Source organism: Rossellomorea sp. LJF3 (assembly GCF_037046045.1).
In the GTDB taxonomy this organism is placed as follows: Bacteria; Bacillota; Bacilli; order Bacillales; family Bacillaceae_B; genus Rossellomorea.
This window is the reverse complement of the sequence record NZ_JBANLY010000006.1, coordinates 87,963-105,547: the sequence shown is the minus strand read 5'-3', so window position 1 is coordinate 105,547 and position 17,585 is coordinate 87,963. Positions and strand designations below refer to the sequence as shown.

16 protein-coding genes and 2 tRNA genes are annotated in these 17,585 nt (G+C 44.2%); all 18 read left to right on the top strand.

The genetic code is table 11. The features are described from left to right. The first annotated feature begins 2 nt into the window (after nucleotides 1-2). On the top strand, nucleotides 3-1,766 hold the full coding sequence (gene sdhA, locus V8G47_RS08375) for a succinate dehydrogenase flavoprotein subunit (RefSeq protein ID WP_336199708.1): 1,764 nt from the start codon (nucleotides 3-5) through the stop codon (nucleotides 1,764-1,766). Beyond that, complete coding sequence (sdhB, locus tag V8G47_RS08370) at nucleotides 1,766-2,533, top strand: succinate dehydrogenase iron-sulfur subunit (protein ID WP_034760486.1); 768 nt, start codon at nucleotides 1,766-1,768, stop codon at nucleotides 2,531-2,533. Before sdhA ends, sdhB begins: the two co-directional genes overlap by 1 nt. A 106-nt stretch (nucleotides 2,534-2,639) precedes the next feature. Further along, nucleotides 2,640-4,238: a bifunctional metallophosphatase/5'-nucleotidase gene (locus V8G47_RS08365; RefSeq protein ID WP_336199707.1), complete on the top strand. Its 1,599-nt coding sequence runs from the start codon at nucleotides 2,640-2,642 to the stop codon at nucleotides 4,236-4,238. A 123-nt stretch (nucleotides 4,239-4,361) separates the two neighbouring features. Further along, nucleotides 4,362-4,832, top strand: coding sequence for an acyl-CoA thioesterase (locus V8G47_RS08360; RefSeq protein WP_079532502.1), 471 nt, complete (start codon nucleotides 4,362-4,364; stop codon nucleotides 4,830-4,832). Between the two features lie 145 nt (nucleotides 4,833-4,977). Continuing rightward, nucleotides 4,978-5,202, top strand: coding sequence for a helix-turn-helix domain-containing protein (locus V8G47_RS08355; protein ID WP_032087424.1), 225 nt, complete (start codon nucleotides 4,978-4,980; stop codon nucleotides 5,200-5,202). Nucleotides 5,203-5,466: 264 nt separating this feature from the next. Next, a complete protein-coding gene (locus V8G47_RS08350) occupies nucleotides 5,467-5,925 on the top strand; it encodes a MarR family winged helix-turn-helix transcriptional regulator (RefSeq protein WP_336199706.1) in 459 nt (152 codons plus the stop codon). Nucleotides 5,926-5,934: 9 nt separating this feature from the next. After that, nucleotides 5,935-6,735: a glutamate racemase gene (racE, locus tag V8G47_RS08345; RefSeq protein WP_336199705.1), complete on the top strand. Its 801-nt coding sequence runs from the start codon at nucleotides 5,935-5,937 to the stop codon at nucleotides 6,733-6,735. Nucleotides 6,736-6,852: 117 nt separating this feature from the next. Beyond that, the gene (locus V8G47_RS08340) at nucleotides 6,853-7,929 is read left to right on the top strand and encodes a GerMN domain-containing protein (RefSeq protein ID WP_336199704.1); all 1,077 of its coding nucleotides are present in this window, start codon (nucleotides 6,853-6,855) and stop codon (nucleotides 7,927-7,929) included. 122 nt (nucleotides 7,930-8,051) lie between these two features. Further along, nucleotides 8,052-8,789, top strand: a complete 738-nt coding sequence (rph, locus tag V8G47_RS08335) for a ribonuclease PH (protein ID WP_336199703.1) — start codon at nucleotides 8,052-8,054, stop codon at nucleotides 8,787-8,789. A gap of 16 nt (nucleotides 8,790-8,805) precedes the next feature. Continuing rightward, on the top strand, nucleotides 8,806-9,402 hold the full coding sequence (locus tag V8G47_RS08330) for an XTP/dITP diphosphatase (protein ID WP_336199702.1): 597 nt from the start codon (nucleotides 8,806-8,808) through the stop codon (nucleotides 9,400-9,402). A gap of 13 nt (nucleotides 9,403-9,415) precedes the next feature. Continuing rightward, complete coding sequence (locus V8G47_RS08325; RefSeq protein ID WP_336199701.1) at nucleotides 9,416-9,925, top strand: metallophosphoesterase; 510 nt, start codon at nucleotides 9,416-9,418, stop codon at nucleotides 9,923-9,925. 164 nt (nucleotides 9,926-10,089) lie between these two features. Continuing rightward, nucleotides 10,090-10,166, top strand: a tRNA-Arg gene (locus tag V8G47_RS08320). A 136-nt stretch (nucleotides 10,167-10,302) separates the two neighbouring features. Next, nucleotides 10,303-10,379: transfer RNA gene (locus V8G47_RS08315), tRNA-Arg, on the top strand. Between the two features lie 108 nt (nucleotides 10,380-10,487). Beyond that, entirely contained in the window at nucleotides 10,488-11,492 is a 1,005-nt protein-coding gene (locus tag V8G47_RS08310) for a tetratricopeptide repeat protein (protein ID WP_336199700.1), read from the top strand. Between the two features lie 161 nt (nucleotides 11,493-11,653). After that, entirely contained in the window at nucleotides 11,654-12,940 is a 1,287-nt protein-coding gene (tig, locus tag V8G47_RS08305) for a trigger factor (protein ID WP_061810227.1), read from the top strand. 647 nt (nucleotides 12,941-13,587) lie between these two features. Next, nucleotides 13,588-14,859 (top strand): ATP-dependent protease ATP-binding subunit ClpX, encoded by a 1,272-nt coding sequence (gene clpX, locus V8G47_RS08300; RefSeq protein WP_336199699.1) that lies wholly within the window; start codon nucleotides 13,588-13,590, stop codon nucleotides 14,857-14,859. An 88-nt stretch (nucleotides 14,860-14,947) separates the two neighbouring features. Continuing rightward, nucleotides 14,948-15,625 carry a diphthine--ammonia ligase gene (locus tag V8G47_RS08295; RefSeq protein WP_336199754.1) on the top strand — a complete coding sequence of 226 codons (678 nt, stop codon included), beginning with the start codon at nucleotides 14,948-14,950 and terminating at the stop codon, nucleotides 15,623-15,625. 132 nt (nucleotides 15,626-15,757) lie between these two features. Then, the gene (gene lonB / locus V8G47_RS08290; RefSeq protein ID WP_336199698.1) at nucleotides 15,758-17,416 is read left to right on the top strand and encodes an ATP-dependent protease LonB; all 1,659 of its coding nucleotides are present in this window, start codon (nucleotides 15,758-15,760) and stop codon (nucleotides 17,414-17,416) included. The last annotated feature ends 169 nt before the right edge of the window (nucleotides 17,417-17,585 follow it).

The following is a 17,585-nucleotide window of genomic DNA, read 5'->3' as shown; positions in this document are numbered from 1 at the left end:
CGATGAGTAAAGGTAAAATCATCGTTGTCGGTGGCGGTTTAGCCGGCCTGATGGCCACAATTAAAGCAGCAGAAAAAGGAACGCAAGTCGATTTATTCTCACTGGTACCCGTTAAGCGTTCTCACTCTGTATGTGCACAGGGTGGAATTAACGGAGCCGTCAATACAAAGGGAGAAGGGGATTCTCCTTGGGAACATTTTGATGATACGGTTTATGGTGGGGATTTCTTAGCGAATCAACCGCCTGTTAAAGCAATGACGGAAGCAGCACCAGGGATCATTCACTTACTCGATCGTATGGGTGTTATGTTTAACCGTACACCTGAAGGATTACTGGATTTCCGTCGCTTCGGTGGGACGCAGCATCACAGAACCGCTTTCGCTGGTGCTACCACTGGTCAGCAGCTGTTATATGCTTTGGACGAGCAGGTTCGGCGTCATGAAGTGGCTGGATTAGTCAGCAAATTCGAAGGCTGGGAATTCCTTGGAGTCGTCATTGATGACGAAGGAGTCGCAAGAGGGATCGTTGCCCAGAACCTTCAAACGATGGAAATCAAATCATTTGCAGCAGATGCCGTGATCATGGCGTCAGGTGGACCGGGGATCATCTTCGGTAAGTCTACGAACTCTGTCATCAATACAGGTTCTGCCGCATCGATCGTTTATCAGCAAGGTGCGTATTATGCAAATGGTGAGTTCATCCAGATCCACCCGACAGCCATTCCTGGTGACGATAAGCTTCGTCTCATGAGTGAATCGGCACGTGGTGAAGGTGGACGTGTCTGGACATACAAAGACGGTAAGCCGTGGTACTTCCTTGAAGAGAAGTATCCTGCATACGGTAATCTTGTACCTCGTGATATCGCAACACGTGAAATCTTTGATGTGTGCGTAAACCAAAAACTTGGTATCAATGGAGAGAACATGGTTTACCTCGATCTGTCTCATAAAGATTCAAAAGAGCTTGATATCAAGCTTGGCGGAATCATAGAAATCTATGAGAAGTTCATGGGTGATGACCCGCGTAAAGTACCAATGAAAATCTTCCCTGCCGTTCACTATTCAATGGGTGGACTATGGGTCGATTATGATCAAATGACAAATATTCCTGGATTATTCGCAGCTGGTGAATGTGATTATTCCCAGCATGGTGGTAACCGCTTAGGGGCTAACTCATTGCTATCCGCTATCTATGGCGGTATGGTGGCAGGTCCTAATGCGATTAAGTATATTGAAGGACTTGAGAAAACAGTAGAATCTGTTCCATCTTCACTATTCGACCGCTATGTGAAACAGGAAGAAGAAAAATGGAACAACATCATGTCCATGAATGGCACTGAGAACGCTTATGTCATCCATAAAGAGCTTGGGGAATGGATGACGGATAACGTAACGGTTGTACGTCATAATGACAAGCTTCAACAAACGGATGAAAAGATCCGGGAATTGATGGAACGTTACCAAAATATCAATATCAATGACACGGCTAAATGGAGCAACCAAGGGGCGACATTCACCCGTCAATTGTGGAACATGCTGCAACTTGCCCGCGTCATCACAATCGGTGCATTAAATCGTAACGAGAGCCGTGGAGCCCATTACAAACCTGACTTCCCGGATCGTAATGATGAGGAGTTCCTGAAAACAACGATGGCAAAATACAATGCCGCAACAAATACTCCTGAATTCCATTATGAGGAAGTAGATACATCTCTGATCGCACCGCGTAAGCGTGACTATTCTAAGAGTAAAGGGGGAAGTAAATGATGAGTGAAAATAAAAAAGTCCGTTTTATCATTACTCGTCAAGAAAGCCCGGAATCAGCCCCTTTCCAAGAAGAGTTCGAACTTGATTACAGACCGAATATGAACGTCATTTCCGCCTTGATGGAAATCCGTCGTAATCCGGTCAATGCAAAAGGGGAACACACAACTCCGATCAACTGGGACATGAACTGTCTGGAAGAAGTTTGTGGAGCCTGTTCAATGGTGATCAACGGTAAACCGAGACAGTCTTGTACGGCTTTGGTCGATCAACTCGAACAGCCGATCCGTCTTGAGCCTATGCGCACATTCCCTGTTGTCCGCGACCTGCAGGTAGACCGCAGCCGCATGTTCGACAGCTTGAAGAAAGTGAAAGCATGGATTCCGATTGATGGGACATATGATCTGGGTCCTGGACCGCGTATGCCTGAGAAAAAGCGTCAGTGGGCATATGAATTATCAAAATGTATGACATGTGGTGTATGTCTGGAAGCCTGTCCGAACGTAAACAGTAAGTCCGATTTCATCGGGCCTGCTCCGCTCTCTCAAGTACGCTTGTTCAATGCGCATCCAACAGGTGCCATGAATCAGGATGAGCGCCTTGAGTCTATCATGGGCGACGGTGGACTTGCCAACTGCGGTAACTCACAAAACTGTGTTCAATCTTGTCCAAAAGGAATTCCTTTGACGACTTCGATTGCGGCACTTAACCGTGAAACCACCTTCCAAATGTTCAAAAACTTCTTCGGAAGCGACCATATGGTTGATTAATATTTTCTAATGAAAAGCACTTTCCTTCGGGGGAGTGCTTTTTTGTTATGGCTCATAAAATGCAGTCGATTGTCGCATAGTAGACTACAAAAGAGCGTATGGAGTGATGAGTGTGAAGCGAATCGGATTGATATTCATAATCTTGTTATTCAATATATCCCTTGTATACCTTGATGAAGTGGAAGCAATGGAAATGGAAGATGGGGGACCTTTCCGTCTGACGATCCTGCATACGAATGATGTTCACTCCCATTTGGAAAACGTTCCGTATTTGCACACAGCGATTAAAGCAGAACGTAAAAAGGATGGGGATGCCCTTCTCCTGGACGCGGGGGATGTGTTTTCAGGGACGTTGTTTTTTAATGAATATCTGGGACAGGCAGATGCTGCATTCATGAATGAAATTGGCTACCACGCCATGACGCTGGGAAATCATGAATTCGATAAAGGAAGTGGGGTGCTGGCGGATTTTATTAGTAAACTTTCCTTTCCCGTGGTGAGCAGCAATGTGGATGTCCGGCTTGATCCTAACCTTGCTCCTTTAATGAAAAGCGGAATCCCGGAACAATCAGAAAGTGGAAAGGTCTACCCTTCTATCATTCAAACAGTCAATGGGGTCAAAATCGGCATCATCGGACTCACAACCGAAGATACGGCTTTCCTTTCTTCACCAGATAAGAAGATAGTCTTTCAGGATGCCGAAAAGAAAGTGCTTGAAGAAATGACGAAACTACAGGCAAAGGGAGTGAATCACCTCATCCTGCTGTCTCATTTGGGATTACGGCAGGACAAAATCCTGGCTCCAAAGGTGAAAGGAATCGATATCATCGTCGGCGGCCATTCCCATACAAGATTGGAATCGCCGCTTGTGTACAATCTGAAATCAGAACCGACACTGATCGTTCAGGGTGATGAGTATGGGAAGTCACTTGGTAAATTAACGGCTGTATTTTCTGAAAGAGGTGTACTGACCGGGTGGAATGGTGAGCTGCTGGATGTGTTGGGCAAAGATCAAAAAGGAAATGACGTGTATCCACCTGATCCATGGGCACAAAAGAGATTGGAGCATTTACGGGGGCCCATTGAAAAGTTAAAGAGCATGGATGTTGGTACAACCAACATTTCATTAAATGGAGATCGTCGGGACGTTCGGACCAAAGAGACCAATCTGGGCAACCTCATTACAGATGCCATGCTGGAAAAAGCGAATCAATATAGCCCGACTCAAATCGCATTTCAAAATGGCGGTGGTATCAGGAGTTCCATCGGTGCGGGGACCGTTACCCTGGGAGATGTGTTGGAGGTGCTGCCTTTCGGGAATACCCTTGTCACATTGCGCCTGACGGGGGAGGAAATCCTTCTTGCATTGGAACATAGTGTTGCGAATGTGGATGGGGAAGCAGGTCAGTTCCTCCAGGTATCTGGCATGATATATCGCTTTGATCCTTCAAAGCCCGTTGGTAATAGAATAACGGAAATGAACATCCAAGGGACTCCTCTTGACCGTTCCAAGATGTACGGGGTGGCAGTCAACGCCTTCCTTGCAGGTGGAGGGGATGGTTTTACCGTATTGAGAAAAGCGAAGGAAAACGGCAGGATATCCGAGCTGCACCTCAATCTATATGAGGTGATGAGTGAGTATCTCACCACCCATTCCCCCGTTTCCCCGCAAGTGGAGGGAAGGATCGTGAAAGGAATTGAATAAGAAGAAGAGCCGGTTTTTTCCTGCCGGCTCTGTTTTATGCATATAGGTTTCTTATTTTTCAGAAAAAAGGTATAATAAAATGAATCATCATTCATTTTTCATTTACTAAAAGGAGGAGCCAATTTGAAACATTTTACATACATTGAAGATATAGAAACATGGCAACAAGAATTTTCATTTTCAATCCATATAAAGGTCCGGTTTTCTGAGACTGATATGTTTGGACATATGAATAACACCGTTCCATTCACCTATTTTGAAGAAGCCAGGATCGAATATTTAAAACACATTGGATTTATGCAAAACTGGGTTAAACCGGAGCATGATACGATCCCTGTCGTTGCAGATTTACAATGTGATTTTGTAAAGCAAGTATTCTTCGACGAGACGTTGAAGGTATATGTGAAGGCAGATCGCGTTGGTCGTTCTTCAGTGGATTTACATTATATGGGTCTGAATGAAGAAGAACAGGTTTGCTTTACTGGTAGAGGAACCATGGTGCAAATATCGAAGGAAACTGGAAAAGGTGTCCCTTGGACGGAAGAAATGAAGGCGAAGCTCCATAGCGAAAAGGTGGTCTCGAGCCCGGTTTAGGACGTGAAAGAAACCGCTGCCTATTTTTCATTTAACTTCCTTCTCTATGTCACTCTAAACCCTACCGTCACATATGATATTCTGACGACCAACAATACCCATCCCCGCGGTTTAAAGCTGGCGAAGGCAAGGAGGGTTACCATAATTGAAGGACAATGATTTTACACACAAACCGTTGCTCACCAAAAGAGAAAAAGAAGTATTCGAACTGTTGGTTCAAGACAAAACAACTAAAGAAATTGCTAGTGATCTATTTATTAGCGAGAAAACAGTTCGAAATCATATTTCCAACGCCATGCAAAAGCTTGGAGTGAAGGGGCGATCTCAAGCTGTTGTAGAGCTTCTTCGCATGGGGGAACTCAAGCTTTAAATGTAAGGGACTGATTCTGATGCCGAACAATTAACGGGTTTCTAAACATGATACCTATTAATGTTTGAATGAGAGTCAGTCTCTTTTAGTTTTGTTCCATTGTGAACTTGTCTTGAATTTTTCCGTGAAAAAGGTGAAAATGCTAGTAAGGGGAATCCTGGCTTGACCTATAATAGATATAGAAGCTAAAACGGGAAGGCAGATGCGTTCCGGTTTTTCATAAGGAGTAAATGTCCGGTTTCTGAATGTAAAAGGAGAGAAATAATGACGAATTCTAAAGAGCAATCCATTGAAGATATACAAGTAGTGGCAGATATCGAGAAAGACCTTCGATACATATCATCGATCATTAAGCAAAAAGGGAGAGAAATATTAAGTCAGTACACCATCACGCCTCCACAGTTCATCGCGCTGCAATGGTTATTCGAATATGGGGATATGACAATCGGAGATCTTTCGAATAAAATGTACCTTGCCTGCAGTACTACGACGGATCTTGTTGATAGAATGGAAAAAAACCAGTTAGTCGTGCGGGTCAAGGATGAGAATGATCGTCGCGTCGTGCGCATTCATATGTTAAAAGAGGGCGGAAGAATTATTGAAGAAGTGATCAAGAAAAGGCAGAATTACTTACAGAGTGCCTTAACGGATTTCTCTGATCAGGAAGTGCTATTATTAAAAGATCATTTAGCAAAACTACATCAAGAAATTAAACCAGAATGAGGGAATAATGTGATTCAACCAATCGGCATCATTGATTCTGGGGTAGGGGGGCTCACCGTCGCGAGAGAAGTGATGCGTCAGCTTCCGAAAGAGACCATCTATTACTTAGGTGATACAGCCCGTTGTCCCTACGGACCCAGATCAGCTCAAGAAGTAAAAGCGTTCACGTGGGAAATGACTCAATATCTCATGCAATATGATATCAAAATGCTGATCATTGCCTGCAATACAGCCACCGCGGTGGTACTGGATGAAATACAGACCCATTTGGATATACCGGTGATTGGGGTCATTCATCCGGGAGCCCGGGCAGCGATCAAGCATACTCATAATAAGAGGATCGGTGTCCTTGGAACCGTGGGGACTATCAATAGCGGCGCCTATGTGGATGCCCTTCACTCCCTTCACGGAAGTCTGGACGTCACGTCCCTCGCCTGCCCGAAATTTGTTCCGCTAGTGGAAAGTGGAGAGTACGACAGCTCCATGGCGACTGATATTGTAGGGGAGACGCTCCATCCTCTTAAAGAGTCCGGGATCGATACGTTGATCCTGGGGTGTACCCATTATCCATTGCTGCAGCCGAAGATACAGGCTTATATGGGCCCTGAGATCAGTGTGATCAGTTCCGGGGACGAAACCGCCCGTGAAGTCAGTACGATCCTTGATTATTATAATCTCCTGTACAGGGGAGTCCTTCAGCCGGAACACCGCTTTTTCAACACAGGGTCTTCGGCGATTTTTTCCCGGATTGCATCCGATTGGCTGACAGTCGGGGAAGTAACAGCAGAAACCATCCGATTACAAGAGTAGAATCTTGTGGTCGGGTGGTTTTTTATTTTGTTGCTTTTATTGTGAAAAGTTTCGGTCTATTTTTTGGAGGGGGCTCGTATATATGTTAGTACAAACTGTCTTTTAGGAGGTTTCCCAATGGCAAAAAAAGCGAAGGTGTCAATTGCTGTAACGGTTTTAGCTTCTTCTGTATATCTTTCCGGTTGTGGATTACTCAGTTTCGGTGATGACAAGGAGAAGATCGATCCTCCTCAAGACTTATCCTACTTGAAAGAAGGGGAGAAAGTCGATACCGCTAAGAATGAGGATTCAGATAAAAAGGTGAGCAAAGAAGAAGCGGGTGCAGAAACCGTCATGACGGAATTGTATTTAATTGATAAAAACGGCTATGTCGTTTCCCAGTCCATCCCTCTTCCGAATCAGGAAAGCGTGGCCAAACAGGCCGTGGAATACCTTGTGAAGAATGGTCCTGTCGAAAACATCCTGCCAAACGGATTCAGGGCCGTACTGCCGGCAGACACACAAGTGACGGTTGATATTAAAGACGGAAAGGCGATCGCCGATTTTTCTCCGGAATTCAATAATTATCAGCCTGAAGATGAACAGAAGATCCTGCAGTCCGTGACATGGACATTGACCCAGTTCGACTCGGTTGAAAAAGTCGAAATTAGAGTTAACGGGTATCCTTTAACGGAGATGCCGGTGAATGGTACGCCGATCGACGAAAATGGATTAACGAGAAAAGTCGGGATCAATGTGGATACTTCCGGCGTTGTGGATCCGACGAGTACCAAACCCCTTACGGTGTATTATGTATCCCAATCAGATGATAAGACCTATTATGTTCCTGTGACGAAACGCGTCAGCTCCAAATCCGCGGATGATGTCAAGGCAGTGGTGAATGAGTTGATCGAAGGACCGGGTTATTCCTCTTCCCTGGCAAGTGACTTTACGGGGGCGAAGCTGTTGGATGATCCGAAGCTAGAGGATGGAACCGTGACGCTGAACTTTAATGAAGCGGTGTATGGAAGCCTTGAAGAAAAAATGGTTTCTGAGCATATGCTGAATTCCCTCGTTCTCTCCCTGACCGAGCAAAAGGGCATCAAAGGGGTCTCGGTACTCGTGAATGGTGAAGCGACCACCGTCTCAAAAGATGGGGAAACGGTGATTGAACCGGTGACAAGACCAGAAAATGTGAATACAATTAGTTTTTAAATCGCGATTTTTTGATATACTATGAATAGAATCACCTGATAAGAGGTTGGCAGATTGCCGCCTCTTCTATTTTTGATTAGGCCATTTTTTACATAACGTACGAACAAACAGGAGGGAATTATATGAGAACAGACGGTAGAGAAAAGGATCAATTGCGTCATATCGAAATCGAGACAGGATACGTCAAGCATCCGGAAGGTTCTGTATTGATAACGGTTGGTGAAACGAAGGTCATTTGTAACGCCAGTATCGAAGAGCGGGTGCCTCCGTTTATGAGAAACAGTGGAAAAGGGTGGATCACGGCGGAATATTCCATGCTTCCAAGAGCGACGGAAACGAGAAATATCCGTGAATCGTCCAAAGGGAAAATCTCAGGTAGGACGATGGAAATTCAACGCTTGATTGGACGTGCCCTTAGAGCGGTCGTTGACTTGGATGCTTTGGGAGAGCGCACGATCTGGATCGATTGTGATGTCATTCAAGCAGATGGCGGGACAAGAACGGCTTCCATCACAGGGGCATTCGTTGCCATGGCAATCGCCCTTGCAAAACTTCAGGACAGTAAAAAGATCTCTTCTTTCCCACTCAAGAGCTTTCTTGCAGCGACAAGTGTGGGGATTGTGGAAGAACACGGAGCGGTCCTTGATTTGAATTATATTGAAGATAGCAGTGCATTGGTGGATATGAACATCATCATGACGGGTGAGGGTGAATTTGTAGAGCTTCAGGGAACCGGTGAAGAAGCCACTTTTACAATGGATCAATTGCATCAATTATTAAAGCTCGGACAAGTTGGGATTCACGAAATATTCCAAATCCAGCAGCAATCATTAGGTGATATCGTAAAAAGATTTCAATAAAGGGATGAGAGAACCGATGACAAAACGAGTGATCATAGCCACAAAGAACAGGGGAAAAGCAAAAGAATTCCAACATATGTTTGCGCCCTACGGGTATGAGGTACAAACATTACTAGACCTTCCTCATATTGAGGACGTGGAAGAAACAGGCGTAACCTTTGAAGAGAATGCGATTTTAAAAGCGGAAACCGTAGCCAGTGAATTAGGGGAACTTGTGATTGCCGATGATTCAGGGCTCGCCATCGATGCCCTTGAAGGTCGTCCAGGCGTGTATTCTGCGCGCTATGCCGGGGAAGAAAAAAGCGACGAAGCGAATATGGAGAAGGTATTGGAGGAGCTTGAGTCAGTGGAAGAATCCGACCGCACGGCCCGTTTTTACTGTGTGTTGGCCATTGCCGGCCCTGACATGGAAACGAAAACGGTGACAGGAACTTGCGAAGGGATGATCCTGCGTGAGAAGAGGGGGACGAACGGCTTTGGCTACGATCCGATCTTCTTTGTCCCTTCCCTTGGGAAGGCCATGGCCGAATTGACACAAGATGAAAAGAGTCAGATCAGTCATCGCGGCAACGCACTAGAAAAGCTCAGAAATATGATTTCAGACTTAGTTTAAAGGGTGAATCTGAATGAGATTATTAGTTATAAGTGACAGTCATGGATCCAAGGAAGAATTGTTGGATCTTTCAGAGAAGTACAAGTCCAGTGTAGACGCCATGATCCACTGTGGAGACTCGGAGTTGAGTGCGGATGATCCTGCATTGTCATCTTATCTCATTGTCCGGGGTAACTGTGATATGGATGCACGATTACCTGACGACCTGGTAGAAAAGGTAGACAACCACACCATCATGGTGACTCACGGCCATCACTATGGAATCAAGATGTCATTGATGAAACTCCGATACAGAGCGGAAGAGGTCGGGGCGGAGTTTGTGTTCTTTGGTCACTCGCACACTCTGGCGGCAGAATTAATTAACGGCACATTATTCCTGAACCCTGGAAGCATCCTGCTGCCACGGGGGAGAAGAGAACGTACCTACGCATTAGTAGAGACGGAAGGTCAAGAAATCAACGTCACATTTCTGACCCACGATCATGTGGTGCTGGATGAATTGACGCAAACATTTAGCTTGTGAAATATAGTGTGGGAACCCGTCTCGTACGGGTTCCCATTATATTTTGAGATGTAAAAAGCAAGGCTGAAAAATAAAATAAAACTTTTTTTGAAAATCTGTTGACTTATTTATGCTATGTGAATATAATAAATATTGTCCTTGAAAAACAAATAACAAAAAATCACGTCCCAGTAGCTCAGCTGGATAGAGCAACGCCCTTCTAAGGCGTCGGTCGGGAGTTCGAATCTCTCCTGGGACGCCATAATCATTACATACGAACCTTGAGATCAGGGTTTTGACTAACAAGGGGTACTGACACAGTAAATTGTGAGGTATCTCTTTTTTTATCCGATACATGGCACGATGCTTTTTGAGTCATTTTGCCAGCATTTCAATGTGTCCCAGTAGCTCAGCAGGATAGAGCAACAGTTTCCTAAACTGTAGGTCGGGAGTTCGAATCTCTTCTGGGACGCCATAAACCCTACATACGCAAAGCTTACCACAATGAGGTAGGCTTTTTTTGTTATCCAAATGATATCGTGCTAAACTAATACAAACTAAACAGTATAGGCAGGTACGTTTTATGAATAAGGGAAACCAAGAAGGAAAAGGAAAGATCGTACAGTTTCCAGGATTGAAGGACCGGCTGCTGGAAAAAGGGGTGCAGGCCCTGGAAAAAGGGGAAGTCCATGAATCTTCCCAGCTCCTCGCACAAGCCTATGAACTTGAACCGGATAACCCGGATATCAATACGGCACTCGTATTATCGCTTTATGAAAGCAAGCAATACGATCAGGCCGGATCCATATGTAAAGAGATGCTCCTCGAAGGAATCGGTGACTATTTCGAGGTCGTTGATATGTATTTAATGATTCTTATACAACTTCTCAAGCACAGAGAAGTGATCGATACAATTAATGCCCTTTTTGATGAAAGGGAAGTACCCTTTGAAAAGGAAGAACACTTCAGGAAGCTTCTCCATTTCAGTGAAAAGGTAGTGAACGGGAAAGAGGCTGTTCCTGAGAAAGAAGTTCAGACCGAAGATCAACCGTCCATCTTGACAGGGAAAAGCCTCGAGGAACAGACGCTGATCGTGGCTCAGCTCGTTCATCGTAATATTCACCCGTTCATCGGGGAACTGCAAGGGGTTTTACAGGATCCTGATGCTCATCCATTTTTACAAACGATGATTTTAAATGTTTTAAAAGAGCATGGAATGGATAAAGAAGTAGTTGTGGTGAAGGTAGGGATGGAAGATCGGGTTTATCCCGCAGCATTGGAAGACGTTTTCGAGTCGGATTTCTTCACCGGGGTCACGCATTGCCTGGATGAGCTTCTGGCACAAACGAATCCTACTCTGTTTCAGCATGCAGAGGAATTATTGAAACGTCATGCCTTTCTGCTCTATCCTTTTACACTTAAAGAAGAGCCGGAAGAAATCGCTGCGGTATACGCATATTACACCGCCGGGATGTTTGCCGATGCGATCCTTGAGGAAGAGTTGAAAGAGCAGGTTGAAAACAGTCAAGCTGAAGGGATTTTATCAAGGCTTACGGAACTAGAGGAAATTTCCTCTCCGAATATTTAAACCCCCTCTGTTGAAAGACAGTGGCTGTATGTTATAATGTAATGGTTGTAATGTAAAAGTTTTTCATATATTTACGATGATAGTGCTATATTCACACGGGACTATCTACTACTATGCGTAAAAAAATTAAGATCAACTATAGATTTGTTGGAGGGAACAGTATGTCTGCAAAATGGGAAAAGCAAGAAGGAAACCAAGGAGTACTTACAATTGAAGTAGAAGCTGCGAAAGTAAACGAAGGTTTGGACGCGGCGTTCAAAAAAGTTGTGAAACAAGTGAACGTACCAGGATTCCGTAAAGGGAAAATGCCTCGCGGAATGTTCGAAAAACGTTTTGGTGTAGAATCACTTTACCAAGATGCATTAGATTTCATCTTACCTGAAGCATATGCAAAAGCAATCGAAGAAACAGGAATCGATCCAATCGACCGTCCTGAAATCGATGTTGAGCAAATGGAAAAAGGAAAAGACCTGATCTTCACTGCTAAAGTACAAGTGAAACCAGAAGTGAAACTTGGCGAATACAAAGGTCTTGAAGTTGAAAAAATGGAAACAGAAGTAACAGCTGAAGACGTTGAAGCAGAACTTACTTCACTTCAGGAAAAACAAGCTGAGCTTGCTGTCAAAGAAGATGGAAAAGCTGAAGAAGGCGACACAGTGACAATGGATTTCGAAGGATTCGTTGACGGTGAAGCATTCGAAGGCGGCCAAGCTGAGAACTACTCACTTGAATTAGGTTCTGGTCAGTTCATCCCAGGATTCGAAGAGCAACTGGTTGGTGTTGCAGCAGGAGAAGAGAAAGAAGTAGAAGTAAACTTCCCTGAGGAATACCATGCAGCTGAACTTGCTGGCAAGCCTGCTACATTCAAAGTGAAAGTTCACGAAATCAAAGCAAAAGAACTTCCGGCTCTTGATGATGAGTTCGCAAAAGACGCTGACGAAGAAGTTGAAACGCTTGCTGAACTAAAAGAAAAAATCGAAAAACGCCTTCAAGAGTCTAAAAAGAACGAAGCTGAAACAGCGGTGCGTGAAACTCTTGTAAATAAAGCTTCTGACAATGCTGAAGTTGAAATCCCAGAAGTAATGGTGACAGCTGAAGTGGACCGCATGATGCAGGAATTCGGTCAACGCCTTCAAATGCAAGGTATGAACCTTGACCTTTACTTCCAATTCTCTGGTCAAACAGAAGAAGATCTTCGCGGTCAAATGACAGAAGACGCTGGCAAACGCGTTCGCACAAACTTAACACTTGAAGCAATCGCGGCAGCGGAAAACCTTGAAGTAACCGACGAAGAAGCAGAAGAAGAAGTAAACAAAATGGCTGAACAATACAACATGTCTGCTGACAACATCAAACAAGCACTAGGCGGCCTTGACACACTAAAAGCTGACCTTAAAGTTCGTAAAGCAGTAGAATTCCTTGTTGAAAACAGTAAAACTGTAGCATAATAAAAATAGCAAACAAGGCGCGAATCATTCGTGCCTTGTTTTGTACAATGAAGTAAAGAAACTCCATGGTTTTGGCTCATTCGTGTGAAACGAATGTTTCACACGCTTTTCAGCGCAGCTGAAAAGTAGCCATCATCATCAAAAGCGAAAGAGCAAACGAGTTTGCTCCATCGCTTTTGATGATGATGGCGTAAATGAGCCAAAACCACCATTACACTAAGCTTCATTCCAATATTTTTTACGAGCTCAAGAGGTTGCTCCAGGCGTTTTTTGTTTCTGTGGCAAAATGAGCCAAAATACTATACTCTGTTGATTAAGAAACTTTCTCCATCAATTAAGAATAAGAACCACTATTTTTGGAAAAAGCTTATGAAGCGGGGTTGTATTACTTTTCACCATGAACATACATAATAAGATTCCTTACATCACCTTACTTCAATTGGACAAAATAAACTTTAGCAATGTAAAAGATTTGCTAAAATGCACGATACATAATAAGATGATTCTTAAGAATCGTATCAATTTCTTTACGAACATATAATATGATAAAATGCAGTACATAACTTTAGGTAATAGGGATGTAAGGAATCGTTCGTTTGATGAAACAGGCACGATTTTATGAAGTTTTAACGAAGGGGTGAAAATCATTGTTTAAATTTAATGATGAAAAAGGACAATTAAAATGTTCTTTTTGCGGAAAAACTCAAGACCAAGTTCGTAAACTAGTCGCTGGACCAGGTGTGTATATTTGTGATGAGTGCATCGAGCTTTGCACAGAAATCGTAGAAGAAGAGCTGGGTACAGAAGAAGAAGTGGAATTTAAAGACGTACCGAAACCCCGTGAAATCCGGGAAATTCTCGACGAATACGTCATCGGACAGGACCAGGCGAAGAAATCACTTGCCGTAGCCGTCTACAATCACTACAAGCGCATCAATTCCAGCAGTAAAGTCGATGACGTTGAATTGTCTAAGAGTAATATTGCCATGATTGGACCGACTGGTAGCGGGAAAACCCTACTCGCCCAAACTCTGGCTCGTATTCTTAACGTTCCTTTCGCCATCGCGGACGCGACTTCTTTAACAGAAGCCGGTTACGTTGGGGAAGATGTAGAGAATATTCTATTGAAACTGATCCAGGCAGCTGACTACGATGTGGAGAAAGCTGAAAAAGGGATCATCTACATCGATGAAATCGATAAAGTGGCAAGAAAATCTGAAAATCCATCCATCACGAGAGATGTATCAGGTGAAGGGGTACAACAAGCCCTATTGAAAATTCTTGAAGGTACGGTAGCAAGCGTTCCACCACAAGGCGGACGCAAGCATCCTCACCAGGAATTCATTCAGATCGATACGTCCAATGTCCTATTCATTTGTGGTGGAGCATTCGACGGGATTGAACAAATCATCAAACGCCGTTTAGGTCAAAAGGTAATCGGATTCGGTTCGGATCCTAAAAACGCTGAAGTGAAAGAAGATAAGTCCCTGCTTTCTAAAGTTGTTCCTGAAGACTTATTGAAGTTCGGATTGATTCCGGAATTCATCGGTCGTTTACCGGTCATTTCAAGCCTTGAGCCTCTTGATGAAGAAGCACTGGTTGAAATCCTGACTAAACCTAAAAACGCATTGGTAAAACAATACCAAAAAATGCTTGAATTGGATGATGTCGAGCTTGAGTTCACAGAAGATGCCCTGCTTGAAATCTCTAAAAAAGCAATTGAACGTAAAACAGGTGCACGTGGACTGCGATCCATCATCGAAACAATGATGCTCGATGTAATGTTCGATCTTCCTTCCCGTGACGATATTAAAAAATGTATCATTACGAAAGAGACGATCCTTGAAGATGCAGCTCCTCATTTATTGCTTGAGGATGGCACCATGATCGATCCAAACGAAGAAAAAACATCAGCTTAATAGCTTAACGTAAAGCCGGGAATGATCCTTCATTCCCGGCTTTTTTAACGCCTGAAGATATAGAAAGGAGATGGGACAATTGGACAATATGAAGACCAAGATGGCCATCAGCTGGAGTGGAGGGAAAGACGGGTGTCTGGCATTGTATCGTGCATTAAAAGCCGGCAATAAAGTAGAGTGTCTCGTTTCTATGGTTTCTGAAAAATATGAACGGAATCATGCCCATGGTCTGCGATTGGAAATCCTGAAGCAACAGGCTAAAGCATTGGAACTCCCACTCGTACTGGTGAATTCCGGGGATGATTACGAACAAGCCCTCATTCAGGAGCTATCAGAATTAAAGGAAAAAAGGGGTGTGGAAGAAATCGTCTTTGGAAGCTTGTATGCAGAAGAAGATCGAAAGTGGAATGAAGAAGTGGCAATGAAAGCGGGCCTGAAACCCTCATTTCCCGTATGGATATCGGAGGGGGAAAGCAGTCAATTACTGAAAGAATTCATCACACTAGGATTCTCTGCAGTCATCTGCAGGGCTTCCGCCAAAGTATTCGATCCATCATGGGCCGGCAGAATGCTCGATTGGGAATTTTACCAGAGCATTCACAACAAACAAGACTGCTGCGTCATGGGAGAAGCGGGTGAATACCACACCTTCGTCCTGGACGGTCCAATCTTCTCAAAAAAAATCCACCTAGTAAAATCAGGAATAGTCTTAAACTCAGGACTCTGGTCTTTGGATATAGAAGATTGTCAATTATTAGAGAAGTAACGTTAAATTGATTGTATTAGTTAATGAAATATCCCTTTTTGAACCATCCCATCACCGAATTTTTTTGTTTATTCCCACAAGGTCAAGGAGATACTAACCGATAACAACTTGTATCTACTTGGAGGGAGACGAATGAGCTTTACTAGCATCGCTTTATTCATCCAATTATTCTTCGGAATCATCATTGGATTGTACTTCTGGAATCTGTTGAAAAACCAGCGAACGCAAAAAGTTTCCATTGACCGTGAATCAAAAAAGGAGATGGAAGAACTCCGAAAGATGAGGTCCATTTCATTAACCGAACCCCTTGCCGAAAAAGTAAGACCCTCAAGCTTTGAAGATATTGTCGGACAGGAAGATGGCATCAAAGCATTAAAAGCAGCCATATGCAGCCCGAATCCACAGCATGTCATCATTTATGGACCGCCCGGTGTCGGAAAAACGGCAGCAGCCCGTTTGGTCCTGGAAGAAGCAAAGAAAAATTTGAAATCCCCATTTAGGTCTTCTGCCGTTTTTGTTGAATTGGATGCCACCACGGCACGTTTCGATGAACGGGGAATTGCCGATCCGCTGATTGGTTCTGTCCATGATCCCATCTATCAAGGGGCAGGAGCCATGGGACAGGCCGGGATCCCGCAACCAAAACAAGGGGCTGTGACGAATGCCCATGGAGGCGTATTGTTCATTGATGAAATCGGGGAATTGCATCCCATTCAATTGAATAAGCTCTTAAAAGTGTTAGAAGATCGCAGAGTGTTCCTTGAGAGCGCCTATTACAATGAAGAGAATCATCAAATTCCCACCCATATACATGATATTTTCAAAAACGGCCTTCCGGCTGATTTTCGCTTGATCGGTGCGACGACCCGTACACCGAACGAACTGCCTCCGGCGATCCGCTCCAGGTGCATGGAAGTTTTCTTCAGGGAGCTTGAGCATGATGAAGTGAAGAAGGTAGCGGCAGGAGCCGTTGAGAAAGTAGAAATGACCATCAGCGACAAAGGACTCGAAACCCTTGCATCTTACGCTCGTAACGGACGTGAAGCAGTCAATATGGTTCAGATAGCAGCCGGGGTTGCCATCACAGAAAATAGAAAAGAAATTTATGATCATGAGCTCGAGTGGATCATTCAATCCAGTCAGCTTTCCCCGCGCTATCAGAAAAAAATCAATGAAGAGGCAACGATTGGTCTAGTCAATGGGTTAGCCGTGACAGGACCGAATACCGGCTCTCTACTAGAAATTGAAGTAAACGTGATTCCAGCTGTCGATAAGGGTACCATCAATGTGACGGGAATCGTGGAAGAAGAGAGCATCGGTGATCGGAGTAAATCCATCAGGAGAAAAAGCATGGCGAAAGGCTCGATCGAAAATGTGATCACCGTCCTTCGTTCCATGGGAGTACCTGCCGATCAGTATGATATCCATGTGAACTTTCCAGGCGGGGTGCCGGTCGACGGTCCTTCTGCAGGGATTGCCATGGCTCTTGGGATCTACTCGGCCATTTACCGGATACCCATCAAGCATACGATTGCGGTCACAGGTGAAATCAGTATACATGGATCTGTTAAGCCTGTCGGAGGGGTATATCCTAAGGTGAAAGGCGCAAAACTCGCCGGTGCCACCATGGCCATCATTCCTTACGACAACCAGCAGGCAATGTTAAGAGAGATAGAAGGAATTGAAGTGGTACCGGTCAAACAGCTCAAGGAAGTTCTTGATCTGGCCCTGATGAAGGATCACGTATCGTCACCTGACCTCGTGCCTGAACAAAATAAGAAAAGTGTATAGACTGTTGACCGATTCGGGTCTATCCGAATCGGTTTGTTTTTGAATAGATTGAAAAGGAATAAGCGACACCCCTTTCGAATAAAGTTGTAAATACCTATTTAATAGACACTACCTAGTAAATAAGTTAGAATTGTACAAAGACTCATGAGCAAAATTCGGAGGTGTTATA